The sequence below is a fragment of the Pedobacter sp. SL55 genome (assembly GCF_026625705.1).
Taxonomy (GTDB): Bacteria; Bacteroidota; Bacteroidia; order Sphingobacteriales; family Sphingobacteriaceae; genus Pedobacter.
In genome coordinates this window covers 433,129-454,698 of record NZ_CP113059.1, presented here as the reverse complement: position 1 = coordinate 454,698, position 21,570 = coordinate 433,129, and the positions used below count along the sequence as shown (strand labels likewise).

Here is a 21,570-nt window from a genome sequence, read left to right as displayed (position 1 = left end):
TCTTCAAATATAATGTTAAATACCGAGCTAAATAGATTAAAAACATACGAGCAATCAGCAAAAGAGCAGCATGCCGAAATCGCTGTGTTGAAGAAAAAAGTAGATCAACTTTCTTTTGTTCGTGTCGCTTTGTTATTGGTAGAAATTGGATTTTTTGTGGGCTTAGTAAGCTCTGAAGGAAATACTGCAAATGCCATTTGGTCTGTGTTGTTACTATTGCCAATTTTTACTTTCGCTGCGGTAGTTAGAAGGCAAAATAAACTAGAAAAGAAATACAAGTTTCACCAGAATTTGCTATGGGTTTTCGAAAATGAGATTATTTTACTACAAGGGAAAACCAATGGATATGATGATGGAACTGCCTTTGAAGATGAAAGTCATCCTTACCTTTCAGATTTGGATATTTTCGGAAAGTCGTCGCTTTATGCGTTGATTAACAGAGGTGCTTCGAAAATTGGTGTAGAAGAATTAGCAAGGCACCTGGCTACAGTTAATAATCGCAAGATTATTGAAGAACGTCAGGAAGCAATTAAGGAACTAAACGATCATATAGATACTACGTTTGCTTTTAGGGCGAACTTAAAAGGACATGAAGTAACCAGGATCGAAGAAATTAAACAAAAATTAGGAAGCCAATTGTTAAGTCAGGTTGCTTTTACCTCAAATAACTTGCTCAAGTTTTATGTGAAGTTAGTGCCTTATTTAATGTTGGTTTTGTTTTTAACAGGGTTGATTTTTGGCGGTACTTTTTGGAGCATTTTCGGCTTAATGGCTTTTGCTAATGCAATGTTAACTTTCTTTTATTCTAAGCAAATCACAACAGTTTACTACGGATTTAGTGGCAGTTCGGGGCTGTTAAGTAGCTACGCAGATGCCATTGAATGGACAGAGCAACGTGTTTGGAAAAGTAAGTACATAAAAAAGTTATTTCATTCGGATGAGAAAGTAAGTGCACACATTAAGATGCTGGCAAAAATCATTGTCGAGTTCGATGCTCGGTTGAATTTCCTGTTGTACGCTGTACTCAATTTCTTTCTGTTATGGGATTTAAAATGTTGTATTAAACTGGGAAATTGGAGTAGAAGTGTAAGCGATCAGGTGGCTCAAGGTTTAGATCGTATCGGTTATTTTGAAGAATTGATTTCTTTTGCAACGCTGAATTACAACCATCCAGATTGGGTGTTTCCAACTATCAGCGAGAATTTTTCTTTAAAAGCTGACGAATTAGGACATCCTTTAATCGCAACTCAAAAGCGAGTGAATAACAGCTTTAGTTTTAGTGAAGCGCCAACAGTAGATATCATTACGGGTTCTAACATGGCTGGCAAAAGTACGTTTCTTCGTACGGTTGGCATTAACATGGTATTGGCTTATGCAGGTGCGCCAGTTTGCGCAAAGCGGATGGATTTATCTATTTTCCGCTTGTTAACTTACATGCGTATCAAAGATAATTTGATTGAAAAAAGCATTTCTACCTTTAAAGCAGAGCTTAACCGCTTAAAAATGATTTTGAGCGAAGTAGAACAATATCCCAATGCTTTTGTATTGATTGATGAAATGCTACGGGGAACAAATAGTAAAGATAAGTTTGACGGCTCAAAAGCCTTCATCGAAAAACTGATTAAAATCGGAACGCCAACTTTATTCGCTACCCACGATCTACAACTTTCAGAATTGGAGCAAGTGCATCCAAATAAGGTACGTAATTTCCATTTTGATATTCAGTTGGTAGCAAACGAAATGGAGTTCGATTACCTGATTAAACAAGGGCCTTGTACCAAATTTAATGCAGCGATATTGCTGAAACAGATTGGTTTGGGTAACCCCCTAGCCCCCTAAAGGAGAAATGAGGCGCTTTTAACAAGATGCGATTTTTAAATTAAGTCCCCTTTAGGGGATTAGGGGTAAAACTTAACTCTGATTTAACCTACACAATCAGATTATTCACTTTATTTGATGTAATGCAAAGCAGCCATTTTGGTAAGGATTTTTTATGGGGTGTGGCCACTGCTGCTGCACAAATAGAAGGTGCGGCCAATGCTTATGGTAAAGGCCCAAGTATTTGGGATACTTTTTCCAAACGTTCAGGCAAAATCAAGAAGGGGCACCAACCAACCGAAGCTTGTGATTTCTATCATCGCTACAAAGAAGACATTGCCTTAGTCAAAACTTTGGGCTTTACCGTTTTTCGCTTTTCCATTTCTTGGTCGCGAATATTTCCATTGGGCGATGGTGCGGTAAATAAAGAAGGTGTTGCATTTTATCATAACGTGATAGACGAATGTCTAAAGTTAGATCTAATTCCAATGGTAACGCTTTATCATTGGGATTTACCCGAAGCTTTATCTAAAGAAGGCGGCTGGACTGCCTTTGGTATCAACGCTTGGTTTAATGATTATGTGAGTTTTTGCGCAAAAGAGTATGGCGCTAAAGTAAAACAATGGATCGTAATTAATGAACCGTTTGGGTTTACTTCTTTAGGCTATATGTTGGGCGTTCATGCGCCAGGGCAAACTGGAGTACACAATTTTTTCGAAGCGGCTTTGCATACCGCAATAGCGCAAGCCGATGGAGCTAAAATATTAAGAGGCGAAGTTAAAGGCGCTGTTATCGGAACTGCTTTTTCTTGCTCAGAGATAGTGCCGTATACGCAGTCTGCCCCAGATTTGTTGGCAGCCAAACGCACAGATGCCTTAATGAACCGTTTTTTTCTTGAGCCTGTTTTAGGCTTAGGTTTTCCCACTGCCAATTGGGAAGTATTGGAGAAATTTGCAATTAGCCACTCTACCTGGCGTTACCAAGAGCGTATGAAGTTTGATTTTGACTTTATAGGTATCCAAAATTATTTTCCTTTAGTGATTAGGTACAACGCTTTTATACCCGTGGTGCAAGCTTGGGAAGTGAAGGCTAAAAATAGAAGAGCACCTCATACGGCAATGGGCTGGGAAGTAAATGCGGATAGTTTTTATCGTATTATTAGACAGTTTGCTGCATATCCACAGGTAAAAAACATCATGGTTACCGAAAATGGTGCTTATTTTCAAGACCATTTGGTTGATGGTAAAATTAACGATCAAGCAAGAATTGACTATTTTAAAGCTTATTTGGCAGCCATGCTAAAAGCTAAAAATGACGGGGTAAATATCACTGGTTATTTGGCTTGGACTTTATTGGATAATTTTGAATGGGCAGAAGGTTATCAGGCTCGTTTCGGTATTGTCTATAATGATTTCAAAACACAACAACGTACTATCAAACAATCTGGTTATTGGTGGCAAGAATTTTTATCGCGGTAAATTCGCTATATTTATAGAAATGAGCGATAAAATTATAGTCTACAATGCTTTTTATAATCCAATTGAAGCCAATATCGTTAAAGCGAAGTTGAAAGATGCTGGCATTCCTTGTTTTTTAACAGATGAAAATGTAGCAACCATCAATCCGCTTTTTAACCAAGCGATAGGAGGTGTTAAGCTGAATGTTTTTGAAAAAGACGTAGCACAAATTAGTGCTTTACTGGCAGATGATTTGGAACTAGAAGTTCCAGAAATGGATGTTGAAAAAGAAGCGGATAAAGTAACTTGTGAGAATTGCGGATCTACCAATGTAAGCTATGGTTTAGCAACTAAAAATAAGCATAGTTGGTGGGTGGCTGTGCTCTCTATTTTAATGGCTATCTATCCTTTTAAAGCAAATAAGTGTTATCATTGTTATAAGTGTGGACACGAATTTAATTAGATTTTTATGGCAGAAAATAAAATAGTAGTTTACAAAACCTTCGAAAACCCAATGGAAGCAAATATTGTTAAAAGTCGTTTGCTTGATGCTGGTTTTGAGTGTTTTTTAACAGGCGAAAATGCAGCTTTAGTTTATCCAGTTTTTGATATTTCTATTAGTGGTGTGCAGTTGCATGTTTTTGACAAGGATGTACAGGCTATCGACCAGTTTTTGACTGAAGATGAAGCTTTGGAGGGATTGTAAAGTAGGGAACAGGGGCTAGGGGTAAAGTATTTTCTACTAGAGAAGTTCTGTAACACCCCGGTCTTCGACCACCCCTCTGAAAGAGGGGAATGTCGAGTGCAATTCCCCTCTTTTAGAGGGGTGCCCAACGGGCGGGGTGTTTGCTAAGATGCATTGGCTGTAATATCAGTAGTTAATAGACTTGATGGCAATGGAAACCCCACAGCTGGAGCGCAGCGTAGGCGAGGAGTTGGAATGAACAGCAAGACTTTCGGGAAATAGTAGCAGTGCAGTTACTCTTCTAACAAAGTCGTCAGGAGCTAGTTGTCAAGTATAAGTTATAAACAAAAAATCCCAACTAGTTTTAAACTAATTGGGATTTTTGTGCTCCCTCTCCTTGGGAGAGGGTTGGGGAGAGGCTTATTGCGCAGCTTTAGCGGCAGCTTCTCTTCTAATGATATTTAATGCACCACCAGCTTTAAACCACTCAATTTGTTGTTCGTTGTAGCTATGGTTTACTTCAAAAGTTTCCGTAGAACCATCTGCATGATGCAAAACCAAAGTTAATGGCTTGTTAGGAGCAAATTCGGTTAAGCCTAAGATATCGACGGTATCGTCTTCTTGGATTTTGTTATAATCTTCTTTGTCGGCAAAAGTTAAACCTAACATCCCTTGTTTTTTCAAGTTGGTTTCGTGAATACGGGCAAAAGATTTTACCAACACGGCACGCACACCTAAATGACGAGGCTCCATAGCAGCGTGCTCTCGAGACGAGCCTTCGCCATAGTTTTCATCGCCCACTACAATAGAACCAATACCTTCTGCTTTATAAGCACGTTGCGTAGCAGGAACAGGTCCGTACTCGCCAGTTAGTTGGTTTTTAATACTGTCTGTACTATCGTTAAAATAATTTACCGCACCAATTAGCATATTGTTAGAAATGTTATCTAAATGGCCGCGGAATTTTAACCACGGACCTGCCATAGAAATATGGTCGGTAGTACATTTACCTTTAGCTTTGATAAGCAGCTTCAGCCCTTTAAGGTCTGTGCCTTCCCAAGGTGCGAAAGGATCTAGTAGCTGCAAACGGTGCGAAGTAGGAGAAACAACAACTTCAACATTAGAACCATCTTCTGCCGGAGCTTGGTAGCCCGCATCTTCTACCGCATAACCTTTTTCTGGTAGTTCCCAACCTGTTGGTTCGTCTAATTTTACTTGCTCGCCTTTATCGTTAGTTAACGTGTCTGTAAGTGGATTAAAACCTAAATCGCCAGCAATAGCAATTGCAGCTACAATTTCTGGAGAAGTTACAAATGCGTAAGTGTTCGGATTACCATCTGCACGTTTAGCGAAGTTTCGGTTAAACGAGTGAACTATGGTGTTTTTTTCGGCCTTTTCAGCTCCAGTTCTATCCCACATACCGATACATGGTCCGCAAGCATTAGTGAATATAGTTGCATCTAAATCTTTGAAAGTACCCAACAAACCGTCACGATCGGCGGTGTAACGCACTTGCTCAGAACCTGGGTTAATTCCAAATTCAGCTTTTTTGCCTAAACCTTTATCAATTGCTTGTTTTGCCACCGAAGCAGCACGAGACAAATCTTCGTAAGATGAGTTGGTACAAGAACCAATTAAACCCCATTCTACTTTAGTTGGCCATCCGTTAGCAGCAGCCACTTCTTTCATTTGTGAAATAGGCGTAGCCAAATCAGGAGTAAAAGGACCGTTCAAGTAAGGCTCTAATTCATCTAAGTTGATCTCTATTAATTGATCGAAATATTTTTCTGGTTGTGCATAAACTTCGGCATCACCAGTTAAATGTTCTTTCACAGCATTGGCTGCATCTGCTACATCGGCACGGTTGGTGGCACGTAAATAACGTTCCATGCTCTCATCGTAGCCGAATGTAGAAGTGGTTGCACCAATTTCTGCACCCATGTTACAAATGGTGCCTTTGCCTGTACAGCTTAGGTTGATGGCTCCATCGCCAAAATATTCGACAATAGCACCAGTACCACCTTTTACGGTTAAGATACCAGCAACTTTTAAAATTACATCTTTAGCCGAAGTCCATCCGTTTAACTTTCCAGTTAACTTTACGCCAATCAATTTCGGGAATTTAAGTTCCCAAGGCAAACCGGCCATTACGTCGCAAGCATCGGCGCCGCCAACACCAATGGCTAACATGCCTAAACCTCCCGCATTTACGGTATGACTGTCAGTGCCTATCATCATCCCGCCAGGAAAAGCATAGTTTTCTAAAATTACTTGGTGGATGATACCTGCGCCCGGTTTCCAGAAGCCGATTCCGTATTTGTTAGAAACTGAAGAAAGGAAATCGAAAACTTCGGCACTCTCTGTTTTAGCGTGAGGCAAATCAATTTCTGCGCCTAGTTTAGCTGTGATTAGGTGATCGCAATGTACAGAAGAAGGTACTGCAACTTTTGGCCGGCCAGCTTGCATAAATTGCAATAAAGCCATTTGTGCCGTTGCATCTTGCATTGCTACTCTATCTGGTGCAAAATCTACATAATCTACCCCGCGGGTAAATGCTTTGTTAGATTTTCCATCCCAAAGGTGTGCGTATAAAATCTTTTCTGAAAGTGTTAAAGGTCTGCCAACTAGTTCACGAGCTGCATCTACGCGTTCGCCAAAAGTAGCATATACCTTTTTAATCATTTCTATATCAAAAGCCATGTTTTATAGATTAAAATTATTCTTATTAACGATGTTATCTAAATTAAACAATTTTTAACAGACTTGTTTTTGTGTTTTGTCAATTTATCTTATTTAAAAACATTCTATGCAGTTGGTAGTGAGAAAACATGCAGTAAAGCTCTGGATGGCTTGTTTGCCTGTTTTTAGCTAAATTAGTTAACTTCTAGCAAATTTAATTAGTGGGGCTATGTCGTAATTGTCGGCAGTCTTTACTGCTTTAATGTATGTGTCTCTGGTTTCTGCATTGTTCTCAGTGCTGTTTTTACCCCAGGTAAAAGGTTTTAAACCAAATAATTTTTCAACTATGATATCAGCCATTATCCGGCTATGTCGTCCGTTTCCATTAGCAAAACAATGGATGGAAACTAGTCGGTGTTTGAAACGTATGGCAATTTCATCTGCTGGATAGCTCTGCTGTTTTATCCAGAAAATAGCGTCGTCTAGAAGGTGTTTTAGATCTAGACTTATTTTATAATGAGCTACTCCAATATTCTTCTCTGTTTTTCGAAATTTCCCAGCCCATTTCCACACATTGCTATACATGCGTGCATGTACCTCTTTAATAAAGGCTTCAGAAAATATCTTTTCCACTTTCCATTTTTTATTCATAATCCAAAGCATAGCTTCTTCAATATTCTGTTGCTCAAATTCATCTAATTCAAACTTCGTGGAGATGGATGATATTTTTAGATCTTCTACCTCTTCTTGTTCTAGCTCTGTTTGTCCGTATTCGTATTGTAGGTTTAATCCCATAATGCTTTAGGCATTTCTTGAATAATGGCTTGTTTACGTTTTTTTACAGCATATATAGCCTGTGCTTCATTTACTTGCTGATTTTCTAAAGCCATATTTTGCGAAGTTCGCTCAACAATATTTAAAGCCAATTCATAGGCTTTACGTTCTATTAATGCTGTTAGTGAGTCGTCTTTCGGAACTAAGGCATATACTAATTGCATGTCCATTGCTTGCGCTACCTCTTGTAAAGATTTGAGGGTTATGGCCATTTCTTGTTCTCGTTTTTCCATACTTTGTATGTTTTGTTTGCTTACTTGTAGGCGATTTGCTAACTGCTCTAAAGACATACCTAATGTAGTACGAATCGCTTTTATCCAACCATTAATAGGGCGTGTAGATTGTTGCAGCACTTTATAGTCTTCCAACTTTTTGCTCAATTGTGTGATTTGCAGTTCTTTTTTCATCTTTAAAATCAATCTATACCTTTACAAATATATAAATAAATCAATTTAAAGGTTAACTTTTTTTAATATAAGTCAACTTATAAGTTTATATTTTTATTTTTTAGTCAATTTATAAATTGATTTTTTTTTGCTGTTGACTTTTATTTGAATAAAGATTTAATTGAATATTGCTTGGTAATTATATGACACTTCTACGAAACTTATTTCAAAGTTATTGGAATTAAATTATAAGAGTAAAAAAAGAGGCCATTCCAATAAAGTGGAATGGCCTCCATATATTTAAAAAGTGTTCCAGCTATTGTTTTGTTGAGATAGGAGTAAACTTGGTTAAGTTAATACCTTCTACTGCTGCTTTATATTCATCGATATTTGGAATACGACCCAAGATAGCAGACAGCACTACCACTGGTGTAGATGCCAATAAAGATTCTCCTTTTTTTCCGTCTCTGTCTTCTACCACACGACCTTGGAACAAACGAGTTGAGGTGGCCATTACCGTATCTCCTTTGGCCGCTTTTTCTTGGTTTCCCATACATAAATTACAACCTGGACGCTCTAAATACATAATGTTTTCGTATTCAGTACGTGCTGTACTCTTAGGCAAAGCATCACTAAACTCAAATCCCGAATATTTTTGTAGGTAATCCCAATCGCCTTCAGCTTTCAGTTCATCAATAATGTTGTAAGTTGGAGCGGCGACTACTAAAGGAGCTTTAAACTCTACTTTTCCAGTTTGCGTTTCTACATTTTTAAGCATTTGCGAAACAATTTTTAAATCGTCTTTATGCACCATGCAAGAACCTACGAAACCAAGGTCTACTTTTTTATCGCCACCATAGTAAGTTAAATCTCTGATGGTGTCGTGAGTGTAGCGTTTCGAAACGTCAGCATTGTTTACATCTGGATCGGCAATCATCGGTTCGTTGATGAGATCTAAATCAATCTCAACTTCGGCATAATACTTAGCATTATCATCTGGCATTAATGCAGGCTTAATACCCGTTTTAATTTCCTCGATACGTTTGTTTGCTTTGTTAATCAAACCTTGAAGCACTTGATTATGGTTGTCCATTCCCTTGTCAATCATAATCTGAATACGGTGTTTCGCAATTTCTAAAGATTCGATTAAGGTATCATCTTGAGAAATACAGATTGAAGCTTTAGCTTTCATCTCGGCAGTCCAATCTGTAAAAGTAAAGGCTTGATCTGCTAATAACGTACCAATATGTACCTCGATGATACGGCCTTGGAAAACGTTTTCTCCATCAAATTGTTGCAACATTTGCAGTTGTGTAGCATGAACCACGTCACGGAAATCCATGTGTTCTTTCATTGCACCTTTAAAAGTAACTTTTACCGACTCTGGAATTGGCATAGAAGCCTCACCAGTTGCCAAGGCTAAGGCCACAGTTCCAGAATCTGCACCGAAAGCCACACCTTTAGACATACGGGTATGTGAGTCGCCACCAATAATGATTGCCCATTCATCAACGGTAATGTCATTCAGTACTTTGTGAATTACATCTGTCATCGCATGATATTCGCCTTTAGGGTCGCGGGCGGTAATCACGCCAAACTCGTTCATGAACTTCATCAATTTTGGGATGTTGGCCTGTGCTTTTTTATCCCAAACCGATGCGGTATGACAACCTGATTGATAAGCACCGTCAACAATTGGAGAAATCACTGTAGCGGCCATTGCCTCTAATTCTTGAGCCGTCATTAAACCTGTAGTATCTTGTGAGCCTACAATGTTTACCTCTACACGAACATCAGATCCTGCATGTAAAACTTTACCTTGCGCTACGCCTACAGCATTTTTATTGAATATCTTTTCAACAGCAGTTAAACCTTGCCCTTCGATAGACACTTCTTTAGCTGGAGCAAATACTACTGGAGCGTCGATACCTAAAGTTCTAGCGGCAAAAGTTTGGATTTTTTTACCAAACACGATAGCATAAGAGCCACCTGCTTTGATAAATTCCATTTTTTGCGGTGTTAATGCTTTAGAAATATCAATTAACTCCTGATCTCCGTTGTATAATTTTTTTGTTTTGGTGTTAATGGTAAGCACCGTTCCTGTAGCAACTGAATAAACTTCTTCTAAAATTGGCTCGTCGTTTTCGTTACGAACCACATTCCCGTTTTCATCTGTTTTCTTCACCCAGTTTTTAAGGTCGATACCGATACCGCCAGTTACATCTACTGTAGTTAAGAAGATTGGAGAAATACCATTAGTACCGCCAACAATAGGAGCGATGTTTACGAAAGGAACATAAGGCGAAGCTTGCTTGCCTGTCCAAAGCGCTACGTTATTTACCCCCGACATACGCGAAGAGCCCACGCCCATGGTGCCTTTTTCGGCCACTAGCATTACGCTTTTATCTGGATGTTGTGCTTGTAACGCTTTAATTTGTGCTTGTGCCTCTGGAGTAATCATGCACTTACCGTGCAGTTCACGATCTGAACGCGAATGCGCTTGGTTGCCTGGAGATAACAAATCTGTAGAAATATCGCCAATGCCCGCAATAAAAGTTACTACTTTAATTTCTTCTGGCACTTCAGGAAGTTTGGTAAAGAACTCAGCTTTAGCATAACTTTCTAAAATTTCTTTAGCGATTTCATTACCGTTGTTGTAAGCTTCCTTCAATCGATCAGTATCAGCATCGTACAAGAAAACTTGTGTTTTAAGTACATCTGCTGCTTTGTGAGCTTTATCTCCATTATCCGCTAATGCGATGTCTAATAAAACTTTAATAGATGGGCCGCCTTTCATGTGCGACAATAACTCGAAAGCAAAGTCTGGTGTAATTTCTGCAACTACAGCTTGACCCGAAATAATTTCTTTTAAGAACTCTGCCTTAACGCCAGCCGCTGCCGTAGTTCCTGGCAAAGTGTTGTATATAAAAAAATTAACAGCATCTGCTCTGTTGATGTTGTTAACGCTTTTAATTTGCTCGATGATTTCGCTTGTTAATTCAGCGCTATCAATAGGTTTTGGATGAAGACCTTGTGCTTTTCTGTCTTCGATTTCTTGGATATAATCGTTGTAAATGCTCATCTTAGATGGGTTGTTTTTTTGCTAAAAGCTAATGAACAATTGAGAGCTCGCTTTTTGGCAAAAAGGAACAATATTTTGTGTATTAAATTTGTGTTTGTTTATGATTAAAATAGTTCAATTTTTAATCCAAACAAAAATACAAAAATCAACCTTTAAATACAATTTAAACGGGCGATTATCTTGGACTTTATAGTGTTAAAATAGGGCGAACAATTGAAATTTACAAATGATAAACAGTTGGTATTTGTAAATATGGTTAAAGCAAATCGTTTTACTTCTTCGCCAGATTTTTTAATTCCTTTTTTGTCATCTCTTTTTGGATGATTTCTGGTGTAATTGCAGAACTGTAATATTTTTGACTGGTTAAAATTCCATTCGAGTTTTCTATGGTAGAAAAATAGGGAGTAATGAAGCCATAAAGACTTTCACTGTCTTTAGAAACTGTGTTTTTATTGCCGCCGAAATTTGCAGATTTTAAATAAGTAATCATTAACGAAATGCCATAGCGCTCGTTTGTAATGTCGTTCATTCCCAGTGGCGTGCCAGGAAATACAGTTTGCCCTTCTTTTACGAAAATGCCTTTCTTAAAACCTTTGTAATTTGCTAGGGTGCCATCGGCATGCTCTACAATTACCGTATTTACTTTGCTGGTGTATTTTACATCTTTGGTGTCTTGGTCATAAACATCAGATACGCTAACTACAATCCCTTTTCTTATAGCGGTTACGGTGTCGGCTTCTTCTGTATAGAACCGATAAGCTTTCCAATCGGCTGGAGCAGTAGCACCAAAGTAAGTTGCTCTTAAAAAGCTAGATTCTATTGCTCTGGTTTTTTTCCCGTTGCCATAAGGCAGTGCATATACAAAAAGTGGATTAAATTTAGGGTTCAATTCGCCCCGAATAAAGCTGTAGCTGTAAGAATAGCTAATTCCCTGGTTTTTATTGTCGGGTGTTAGCGTGAGAAAGTTGTCGCCACTGTGTTTTACTTTGTAAGCTGGTTCGCCTGCGCTGCTGGTGTTAGACAATTCTCTGAAGTTTAAAACAACGGTATAGGTGCCTGGTAACTTTTTTCTGCGGTAAGTGTAACGCTTTTATCGTCGTTTCTTTTGCTGCTAACGGTAAATTCTTTTTCTTGAGCACTTACTGAAAATGTAAGTAGGACATTAGAGAGCAATAAAATAGATTGAAATAATTTCATAATTAAGTTTGATTAAAAAGCTAAAATAATGGTTGTTTGTGATTTTAATGTTAAGGATGAGAAAAAAGTGCTAAATCCACAATTTAAACTTAAATTATTTATAGTCATCTTTAAAGGTCATCAGAAGAACGTCTGTAAGCTAAGTCTTTATGATGTAATCTGCTACAAGGTTTTAAATCCATAACCTTCTTTCAACAGAAATTCAATAGCTCTTGGTAAAGCATACGCTAGCCGATCCCAAGCTTTTAAACTATCGTGAAATACAATGATGGAGCCGTTTCTTGTATTCTTAATCACGTTCTGATAACATTTTTCTGGAGATAATTTAAGGTCGAAATCGCCACTTAGTACATCCCACATTACAATCTTGAGTTTTGAGTTGCTGGTTGTGGGTTGCGAGCTTGCAACTCGTAACTCATAACTCGTAACCAATTGCCTTATTTGGCTTTTCTTAATCCTTCCGTACGGTGGGCGAAACAAATTGGTTCCGGTTAATTCTTGGCATTTCCAAAAATTATTTACGTAGGTGTTATCATCAGTTTTCCAGCCTTTGAGGTGGTTGTAAGTGTGGTTTCCAATGGCGTGGCCTTCGTTTTTAATGCGTTCAAATACTTGCGGATGCTTTTGTATGTTATCGCCAATACAAAAAAAAGTAGCTTTAACGCCAAAGCTATTTAAGGTATTTAGTACAAAGTCTGTAACATTTGGTATTGGTCCATCGTCAAAGGTAAGGTAAACGATTTTTTCTTTGGTATCTTTACGCTCTCTATTCCAAATTAAATTGGGGTAAAACCATTTAAGAAAAAAAGGTGGCCTAACGGTGTACATGTTGTAAAAGTAATATTTAAGGTGTGTACTTTAAAATTTACAGAAAACCACTTGCTGTTTATTTATAATTGTGAACTAAATTTATGAGACAATCTTCCAAAATAAACTTTTTGTTTGCGGCGTTTGCCCTGTCCGTAGCAGGTTTTACTGCCTCGGCCCAAGAAGTAATTACTATTCAGCAAGCGATAGATAAGACGCTAAGTAATAACCTACAGGTTAAGCAGGCGCAGTTTAGCGCAGCACTCGCCGACGAAACTTACAGTCAATCTAAGTATGCTTTACTGCCTACAATAAGCGGTAATGCAAATGCTAGTAGGAATTTCGGTAGAAGTATAGATCCCTCTACCAATCAATTTATTAGCCAAAGGTTTGATGGCGTTAGTGGAAGTCTTAATGGAAGCGTAGATCTGTTTGCAGGAGGGCAAAAAATTAACCAGATTAAACAAAACAAGTTGTTGTTAGCTGCAGATATTGCTAACGTGGAGAAGATTAAAAACGACTTGATATTGCAAGTAGTTACTTCTTACATGCAAATTTTATTTAATAAAGATCTGTTGAAAGCTGCAGAAGCGCAGTTGGTGGTGGCAAAGCAAACGTTAAACCAACAGCAACAGTTGTTGGACGTGGGCAATAAGACTTTGGCAGACGTTTCTCAAGCTAAATCGCAGGTTGCTATTTCCGAATTGGATGTAACCAATGCCCAAAATAATTTGGCAATATCTTACTTAACATTAAATCAGCTAATGGAATTGCCATCTGATAATAAATTTGAGGCACAGGCTCCAGTAATAGACGCAATAACTATCGCAAAGAATAGCGAAAGTGCGCCAGAGGTGGTGGCTGCTGCTTTGAATGCCTTTCCAGATATTAAGCTGGCATCATTAAGGTCGCAAGCAGCACAAAGGAGTATCAATGTTGCTCGTGCTACTTACTTTCCTCGCCTGTCATTTGGTGGTGGTTTAGGCTCTAACTATTCTAGTCGCTTTTCGGCGCTTACGGGCCGAACGTTTTACGACCAAATACAAGACAACTTTAACCAGTTTATTGGATTTAGCCTCTCTATTCCAGTTTTTAATGGTTTTCAAGCTCGTTCAAATGTGAGAAGAGCAAAAATCAATTATCAAAATGCACAGGTTAATGAGCAGTTGTCAAAAAATAATCTTAACAAAGTTATTTTTCAGGCAGTTGCCGATTTAAGGGCTGCAGAAAGTAGATACCAATCTACAACAAATGCTTTTGCTGCGCAGAAAGATGCATTTTTTGTGATTGAGCAACGCTATAACGTAGGCTTAGCTAACTCGGTAGAGTTTAGTACTGCGCAAACAAATAGAAACAAAGCCGAAATTGATATGATACAGGCTAAATATGATCTGTTGTTCAAATCAAAAGTAATAGATTATTATTTAGGTAAACAAATTGTATTTTAAATATTAAACATTAAAGAATAAACCACAACTTGTCCTGCCTTATTAAGGATAAACATATTAAATAATTATGAAGTTAAAACACATTTTAATAGGAGCAGTAGCTGTGATACTGCTAATCGTTATCTTAAAAGTTACAGGTGTAATTGGTAAGGAGAATGCGGAAAAAGTGACAGTAGAAAAAGTAGGAGATAAAACAGTAATAGAAACGGTAACTGCAAGTGGTAAAATACAGCCAGAAACAGAAGTTAAACTAAGCTCCGAAGTTTCTGGTGAGGTAACTGAACTTTTGGTAAAAGAAGGAGATGTGGTAAAGAAAGGGCAGTTGCTGTGTAAAGTACGTCCGGATATTTTACAATCTAGCTACGAGCGTACAGTTGCTTCTTATAATGCCCAAAAAGCAAGTGTAGCTTCGGCTCAACAGCAATTGGTACAAGCAGAAGCCAACTTCGTAAATGCAGAAGCAACCTATAAACGTAATGTAGAGTTATACAATAAAAAAGTAATATCGGCAGCAGAGTTTGATAATGCTAAAGCAACTTACTTGACTGCAAAATCTACCTTGGCCAGTGCAAAAGAAGGTGTAACTGGTGCTAAGTTTAACTTAGAGCAAACTGGTGCAAGCGTGAAAGAAGCAGGTGCGAACTTAGCAAGAACCACTATTTATGCTCCGGTTGATGGTGTAGTTTCTAAGCTTTCAATTGAGCTTGGCGATCGTATTTTGGGTACTTCGCAAATGGCAGGTACAGAGATTATGCGTATTTCTAACTTAACCAGCATGGAGGTAAATGTAGATGTAAACGAGAATGACATTAACCGAGTGAGCTTAGGCGATAGCGCTACCGTAGAAGTAGATGCCTTTGCCGGCAAAAAATTTAGAGGCTTGGTAACTGAAATTGCTAGTTCGTCTACCGCAGTAGGTACTGCCACCACTTCGGTAGATCAAGTAACCAACTTCTCTGTAAAAGTAAGACTATTGGCAGAATCATATAACTCGGTAAAAGGTGGTGCAAAAGATTTGCCATCGCCGTTTAGGCCAGGGCTTTCGGCAACGGTTGATATTGAAAGTGAAACGGTAAAAGGAATGGCAGTGCCCATACAGGCTGTTTTTACGGATGCCAAATCTGATGCTGACAAGGGAACTTCGCAAGATGATGCGGAAAAGCAAAAAAGTAAACTTAGTGATAAACAGGTAAAACAGTACGTTTATCTGTTTGATGCTAAGGCTTCTACGGTTAAAAAAGCAGAAGTAACCACCGGTATTCAAAACGATCAGTTTATTATTGTTAAAACAGGTCTTAAAGCGGGGCAAGAAATTGTATCTGGACCTTATTCTGCTATCCAAAATAAACTTAAAGATGGCCTGAAAGTAGAAAAAACTACTAAGGATAAGCTGTTTACTTCTGGAGATAAAAAGTAAGCATCACAAATCATAATATTTAATTATTTTTGCAAAGGTTTAAAGAAGTGCACATCGCATTTTTTTAAACCTTTTGTTTTTATCCCTTGTTTAAGAAAGATAACTAGCCTAAATAATAATAAACATGAGTTTACCTAAAATAGCCATGATTGGTGGTGGAAGTTGGGCAACCGCCATCATCAAAATGCTTTCCGATAACGAAAGAGATAAAGAAATTTTTTGGTGGATGCGGAATGAAGAAGCTATTGCTCATATCAGAAATTACAAACACAATCCGAGTTATTTAAGTGCGGTTGAGATAAAACTAAAATCAGAAAATGTTTCTTCAGACATTGCTCAGGTCATTTCCGAAGCCGACTGCGTGATACTGAACGTGCCAGCTGCATTTCTGAAAGATACGCTTAAAGATATTACGCCAGCACAATTAAAAGGCAAAAAGGTAATTTCGGCAATTAAAGGAATTGTACCAGAAGACAATTTGATTATTGGCGATTTTTTACATGAGAAATACGAATTGCCTTATGAAGATATTTTGGTAATTAGCGGGCCTTGCCACGCAGAAGAAGTGGCTTTAGAGAAGCTTTCTTATCTAACCATTGCCTGTACGGATGTAAATGTAGCAGCTACATTTGCTGGATATTTGAATACTCGATACATCAAAACTAATATTTCTGATGATATTTTTGGCACCGAGTATGCTGCGGTATTGAAAAACATTTATGCGGTGGCTAGTGGAATTTGCCATGCCGTTGGCTATGGCGATAATTTTCAGGCTGTACTCATTTCAAATGCCATCCGCGAAATTGAAAGGTTTGTTGGTGTAGTACATCCAATAGCAAGAGATATTAAAGAATCTGCCTATCTGGGCGATTTAATGGTTACCGCCTATTCGCAATTTAGCAGAAATAGAACTTTCGGTAACATGATAGGAAAGGGCTATACTGTAAAATCTGCACAGTTAGAAATGAATATGATTGCCGAAGGTTACTATGCAGCAAACTCTATGCACCTAATTAATGAGAAATACAAGGTAGATATGCCAATTAGCGAGGCCGTTTACCAAATCTTATACGAAAGGAAATCTCCTCATGTAGAGATGAAATTGCTAACTGATAAGTTGAGCTAAATCTCTACCTTCAACGTTCCAAACCAAACGCTTTCTTATTTGTTCTCTACTCATTATAAACTTTAATGAAATGAAAAAGAGATATTTATTAGGTTTTGCTGCAGCAGTGGTAGTTACCTTGTTTTCAATTAGTGTAAATGCACAAGAGAAAAAAACAGAAGTAGGAAAAGCCATTCAAAAAACAGGTAAGGCTGTAGAAAAGGGCGCAACAGCAGTAGGCAATAAAACTGCCGAAGTGGCTGTGAAAGGTGGTGCTAAAGTTGCTGACCAAACCTACAAAGGCAAGATGGCGCCAGATGGCTCAAATGTTTATATTGACGGTAAAAACCGTAAATACTAAGTTAACAAAAAAGGAGCAAAGGTTTATTTAAAAGCAAGTGAAATAAAAGCTCGGCCGGTTCAGTAGTTTAATAATTCTTTGCGTCATTCCCGCGTAGGCGGGAATCCTAAAGAAGATATAAGAAATTTGGATTCTTATCTTGCTATTGCATTACGATCCCGAAATAAATTCGGGATGACGAAATGTTTTAACCGAATTGCCTATAAAACAAAAAGTCCCGTTAAACTAACGGGACTTTTTGTTTTATATACTGAATACTAAGACCTACGTCTAGAACGCTCTCCGCCTTCACGTCTTCCGCTACCTGCGCTTCTTTCTTCTCGGCTACGGCCAGAGAAATCTCTGAAACCGCCCTCGCTGTTTCCGCCGCCAGAACGTTCGCTACGTTCTCCTCTATCTCTTCTTCCGCTACCAGAACGCTCGCCGCCTCTTCTGTCGCCACCGTAACCACCACGACGCTCGCCACCGCCTCTTCTCTCTCCACCAAATCCGCCACGACCACCGCGGTCTCCACGGTCTCCGCCACGACTGCTACGAGGAGCATCGCCACTTACTTCAATTCTAACCTCTCTGCCGTTATATTGTACGTCTTTAAAGTTAGCCATTAAGGTTTCAGCGGTTGCGCTTTCAACTTCAACGAAAGAAAAAACACCTTTCAAGTCTATTTTGCCAACTGCTTTGCCACTAATGCGACCATGGTTACAAACAAAGCTCAATAAATCGCCTCTGGTAAAATCATCTACCGAACCAACGTTGATAAACAAACGAGCATAACCAGCTTCGGCACCTCTACCACCACGTTCTCCACGCTCTCCACGTTCTCTTCTGTCGCCACGCTCTCCACGTTCTCCACGCTCACCTCTATCAAAACGATCGTCGGCGCTTAAGTTAAGGTCTGGTGCATTTTGATAATACTCTAAGAAACGGTTAAACTCTAGCGAAGCAAATTTTTTGATAACGTCTTCTTTGCTTAAATCAGCAAATTCGTCGTTAATTCTCGACATGTATTTGTTTATCTGCTCTTCGTTAACCTCTACGTTGTGTACACGATGAATTAAGCCGAACAATTGTTTTTCGCAAACATCAAATCCTGTAGGTAATTCTGCCTTTGTAAATTGCTTGCCAATAATTCTTTCAATCTGGCGTATTTTGCCAGTTTCTTTAGCGTTGATGATACAGATAGAAACACCAGTTTTACCCGCACGACCAGTACGGCCAGAGCGGTGGGTGTAACTTTCAATTTCATCAGGCAAGGCGTAGTTAACTACGTGAGTTACGTTGTTAACGTCGATACCACGAGCAGCAACATCGGTAGCAATTAATAGCTGCATGTTACGGTCGCGGAAACGTTGCATTACCTTATCACGTTGTTGTTGAGATAAATCTCCGTGTAAGGCATCAGCATTGTAACCATCTTTAATTAAGCGTTCGGCAACATCTTGCGTATCCATTTTCGTCTTACAGAAAACAACGCCAAAAATATCTGGGTTATAATCTACAATACGTTTTAGGGCAGCATATTTATCACGAGCTTTTACAATGTAGTACTCATGTTCAATGTTAACGTTACCTGTGTTTTTTGTGCCCATAGTTAATTCTACAGGGTTTTCCATGTAGTTTTTAGCAATGCGACGTACCTCTGGAGGCATAGTAGCAGAGAATAACCATGTTTTTTTATCGTCTGGTGTTGTCGATAAAATGTCGTTGATGTCTTCTTGGAAGCCCATGTTTAACATTTCATCGGCTTCATCCAATACTACATATTTAACGTTAGAAAAATCAATGGCTTTACGGCCAATAATATCTAACATACGGCCGGGCGTGGCCACTACAATTTGTACGCCATTGCGTATTTCGCGTAGTTGTTGCATAATGTTAGCGCCACCGTAAACGGCAACTACATGTGCATTCTGCGTGTTTTTAGAGAAATTTTTGATGTCGTTTGCAATCTGCAGACATAGCTCACGCGTAGGGCACAAAATTAGTGCCTGCGGCTTATTGCTCTTAAAGTCTATTAATTCTAACAGCGGCAAACCAAATGCGGCTGTTTTTCCTGTTCCTGTTTGGGCCAAACCAACAAAGTCGTTACTACCTTCTAACAGTACAGGAATAGATTGCTCCTGAATAGGCGTAGGATTTTCGAATCCTAGCTCTTTTACGGCATTAACAACGTCATCACTTATCCCCAATTTACTAAATGGGTTTATCATTATAACATTTTTTATTAAGGCGCAAAGGTACGGTTAATAATTGGTATTTTATTGATAGTTAAGTAAATAGTTTTTTGTTTAATAAATTGGAAATAAGAAAGTTAAATATCAATGCACTTGGTGTTAGCTTTGAAATGGGTTTTAGGAGCGTATTTTAGTGCTTACTACTTGCGAAAGTTCTCCTGTTCTGGCTCTTCTTTCTATCGTGTGGCTACAAATATTAGTAAGCCCCCTCGAAGAGGCTATCGTGTGGACACATCTTTTGCTCTTTCCTTTGAATCATGCGTCATTCCCGTGAAAACGGGAATCCTAATGCAAGGGACATAAGCTTTAATCGCTTTAAGATTCCTGCCTACGCGGGAATGACGACAAACCCTCGGACTTGTGTCCACACGATAGCTCGAAGAGGGGGATATGCAAAACGCCTAAGCAAAATGTGTCCCTTTTGGAGGTGGATTCAAGGTGGAAGCAATGAGATGTGTTCACACGATAGGATAAAGCCGGGATCCGTTTAATCGGGGCAATTAATAAAACCTATGCTATAATTTAAAGAAGCTCGACAAAGCTAGAAACCAAATAATTTAAGTGCCGCTTACAAAACCTTGTACGGTCAAAAAAAGATGACCACAAAGCGTACAAATAAAAAAGCCAGCTCTAGAAAAGAACTGGCTTTGGTTATAAATACTTACGAAGTTTATAAAACTTCGTAAGTGTCGCTAAAAATTACTGAATAAATTTTTGCGTAATTGTTTCTGTAGCGGTAGTTAATGATGCAATGTGTAAACCACTTGCGCCACTAATAGGCACTGATAGGTTAGCATAGCCTTTACTTAAACTTAATTCTTGCTCTGTAATTTTACGTCCATTCAAATCGTAAATTTTCAAAGTTGCTTTGCCTTCATTAGCAGCAAATATGGTAAGCTTAATGTTCCCGTCTTGTTTATTGGCTACCACTTTAAAGTTTGTAGCTGCTACGTTAGATTTTACCGCCTCAATTTTAGAAAGTGTTGGGTTGCCGTTGTAGTCTATTTGATTAAGTTGGTAGTAGTTTACGCCTGGCAAAGCATCTTTATCAATAAAAGCATAATTTTGGGCAATATCAGTTGTGCCAGTACCTTTCACTTGCCCAATTTTAGTGAAAGTTTTACCATCGCCAGAGCGTAAAATCTCAAAATGAGAATTGTTTCTTTCTGATGCTGTAGCCCAAGCTAAATCTACGTTTTGCAGGTTGGCTTTGGCTGTGAAGGTGGTAAGTTCAACAGGGAGAGCGGTTGTTTGGTCGTTGATAACAATGTTTGTAACATTTATACTTACTCCATTATTAGCGGTAGTCCAGCTTACAACAAATTTCATATCTGTTAGCGTTTGCGCAGGTGTTTCAGAAGCTCTACCATCAAAAAGTTTGTTTGTGCCAGCCCATAGTTCCCAAGTATCGTCAGCAATCGCATCACTTGACCCGTCTGGTGCTATATACATTTTTGATCCACCTGTATTATTCACAAAAAAAGAAATATCCTGAGGTCCTACTAAATTTACGCTATTTAATGCTGTAGTAAGGTCTCGTAAAGCAAAAGTTCCATCAGTAGCCGTAAGGTTTACGCCAAATCGACTATGTATTGAGCTATTACTTTCAACACCATTTCCTGTTCCAAAGCCTGATCCTGTAGCAAAACTCGCTACGGTTTGTTGTGCAACCGAAGTACCAGATACAGATAGTCTAAACTTAATAGCTAAAAAAGTAGGAGGTCCGCTAAAATCAGTTGTTCTCGAAAAAGAGGCAGTGCCAGCAGTAGAGTTAATATGTGTAAATTGTAATGCGTCACTCACAATGCTTACAGTAGAATTTGCGTTGGATGTGCCTATGTTATTAAATTGTCCATTGTTAGGAGTAGCGCTTATATAGCTTGCTAAAGTCGAAGAGCTCGTGAAATTCTGCGAAAATATCTGCCCAAATCCAGTAGCAGCTATCCCAATAACAAGTAGTAAAGACAGTAAAAGTTTTTTCATAAAAGTGAAGTTAGAGTTGAGAAGTTACGGTTAAAAGTAGTAAAAATCTAGTAAACAGTCAATTAAATCTTACAACT

The 21,570-nt window shown here is 38.6% G+C and carries 17 protein-coding genes; 8 read left to right on the top strand and 9 right to left on the bottom strand.

Annotated features, from left to right (window positions below):
* Positions 1–12: 12 nt before the first annotated feature.
* From OVA16_RS01965 to OVA16_RS01950, 4 genes are all read left to right on the top strand, one after another.
* Entirely contained in the window at positions 13–1,839 is a 1,827-nt protein-coding gene (locus tag OVA16_RS01965; protein WP_267763238.1) for a MutS-related protein, read from the top strand.
* A gap of 122 nt (positions 1,840–1,961) precedes the next feature.
* Positions 1,962–3,296 carry a GH1 family beta-glucosidase gene (locus OVA16_RS01960; RefSeq protein WP_267763237.1) on the top strand — a complete coding sequence of 445 codons (1,335 nt, stop codon included), beginning with the start codon at positions 1,962–1,964 and terminating at the stop codon, positions 3,294–3,296.
* Between the two features lie 19 nt (positions 3,297–3,315).
* Positions 3,316–3,738: a DUF2007 domain-containing protein gene (locus OVA16_RS01955; protein ID WP_267763236.1), complete on the top strand. Its 423-nt coding sequence runs from the start codon at positions 3,316–3,318 to the stop codon at positions 3,736–3,738.
* 6 nt (positions 3,739–3,744) lie between these two features.
* Positions 3,745–3,981: a putative signal transducing protein gene (locus tag OVA16_RS01950; RefSeq protein ID WP_267763235.1), complete on the top strand. Its 237-nt coding sequence runs from the start codon at positions 3,745–3,747 to the stop codon at positions 3,979–3,981.
* Between the two features lie 399 nt (positions 3,982–4,380).
* On the opposite strand, the gene OVA16_RS01945 is transcribed toward OVA16_RS01950, so the two are convergent.
* The 7 genes from OVA16_RS01945 to OVA16_RS01915 all read right to left on the bottom strand — a co-directional run bounded on the left by OVA16_RS01945 (position 4,381) and on the right by OVA16_RS01915 (position 12,966).
* The gene (locus OVA16_RS01945; protein WP_267763234.1) at positions 4,381–6,660 is read right to left on the bottom strand and encodes an aconitate hydratase; all 2,280 of its coding nucleotides are present in this window, start codon (positions 6,658–6,660) and stop codon (positions 4,381–4,383) included.
* Positions 6,661–6,837: 177 nt separating this feature from the next.
* Complete coding sequence (locus OVA16_RS01940) at positions 6,838–7,434, bottom strand: mobile mystery protein B (protein WP_267763233.1); 597 nt, start codon at positions 7,432–7,434, stop codon at positions 6,838–6,840.
* Positions 7,425–7,880 (bottom strand): mobile mystery protein A, encoded by a 456-nt coding sequence (locus tag OVA16_RS01935; protein ID WP_267763232.1) that lies wholly within the window; start codon positions 7,878–7,880, stop codon positions 7,425–7,427. Before OVA16_RS01935 ends, OVA16_RS01940 begins: the two co-directional genes overlap by 10 nt.
* A gap of 295 nt (positions 7,881–8,175) precedes the next feature.
* The gene (locus tag OVA16_RS01930; RefSeq protein WP_267763231.1) at positions 8,176–10,941 is read right to left on the bottom strand and encodes a bifunctional aconitate hydratase 2/2-methylisocitrate dehydratase; all 2,766 of its coding nucleotides are present in this window, start codon (positions 10,939–10,941) and stop codon (positions 8,176–8,178) included.
* Positions 10,942–11,212: 271 nt separating this feature from the next.
* Complete coding sequence (locus OVA16_RS01925; RefSeq protein ID WP_267763230.1) at positions 11,213–11,965, bottom strand: M23 family metallopeptidase; 753 nt, start codon at positions 11,963–11,965, stop codon at positions 11,213–11,215.
* Positions 11,966–11,976: 11 nt separating this feature from the next.
* A complete protein-coding gene (locus OVA16_RS01920; protein ID WP_267763229.1) occupies positions 11,977–12,138 on the bottom strand; it encodes a hypothetical protein in 162 nt (53 codons plus the stop codon).
* 162 nt (positions 12,139–12,300) lie between these two features.
* Positions 12,301–12,966, bottom strand: a complete 666-nt coding sequence (locus tag OVA16_RS01915) for a polysaccharide deacetylase family protein (protein ID WP_267763228.1) — start codon at positions 12,964–12,966, stop codon at positions 12,301–12,303.
* An 83-nt stretch (positions 12,967–13,049) separates the two neighbouring features.
* On the opposite strand from OVA16_RS01915, the gene OVA16_RS01910 reads away from it, so the two are divergent.
* The 4 genes from OVA16_RS01910 to OVA16_RS01895 all read left to right on the top strand — a co-directional run bounded on the left by OVA16_RS01910 (position 13,050) and on the right by OVA16_RS01895 (position 17,276).
* A complete protein-coding gene (locus tag OVA16_RS01910; RefSeq protein WP_267763227.1) occupies positions 13,050–14,393 on the top strand; it encodes a TolC family protein in 1,344 nt (447 codons plus the stop codon).
* 67 nt (positions 14,394–14,460) lie between these two features.
* Positions 14,461–15,810, top strand: coding sequence for an efflux RND transporter periplasmic adaptor subunit (locus OVA16_RS01905; RefSeq protein ID WP_267763226.1), 1,350 nt, complete (start codon positions 14,461–14,463; stop codon positions 15,808–15,810).
* Between the two features lie 124 nt (positions 15,811–15,934).
* Positions 15,935–16,936 carry an NAD(P)H-dependent glycerol-3-phosphate dehydrogenase gene (locus OVA16_RS01900; protein ID WP_267763225.1) on the top strand — a complete coding sequence of 334 codons (1,002 nt, stop codon included), beginning with the start codon at positions 15,935–15,937 and terminating at the stop codon, positions 16,934–16,936.
* 70 nt (positions 16,937–17,006) lie between these two features.
* The gene (locus tag OVA16_RS01895) at positions 17,007–17,276 is read left to right on the top strand and encodes a hypothetical protein (RefSeq protein WP_267763224.1); all 270 of its coding nucleotides are present in this window, start codon (positions 17,007–17,009) and stop codon (positions 17,274–17,276) included.
* A 257-nt stretch (positions 17,277–17,533) separates the two neighbouring features.
* Here OVA16_RS01895 and OVA16_RS01890 read toward each other — a convergent pair whose 3' ends face one another.
* Both OVA16_RS01890 and OVA16_RS01885 read right to left on the bottom strand, forming a co-directional pair.
* Entirely contained in the window at positions 17,534–19,486 is a 1,953-nt protein-coding gene (locus OVA16_RS01890) for a DEAD/DEAH box helicase (RefSeq protein WP_267763223.1), read from the bottom strand.
* A gap of 723 nt (positions 19,487–20,209) precedes the next feature.
* Entirely contained in the window at positions 20,210–21,493 is a 1,284-nt protein-coding gene (locus OVA16_RS01885) for a T9SS type A sorting domain-containing protein (RefSeq protein ID WP_267763222.1), read from the bottom strand.
* Positions 21,494–21,570: the final 77 nt, after the last annotated feature.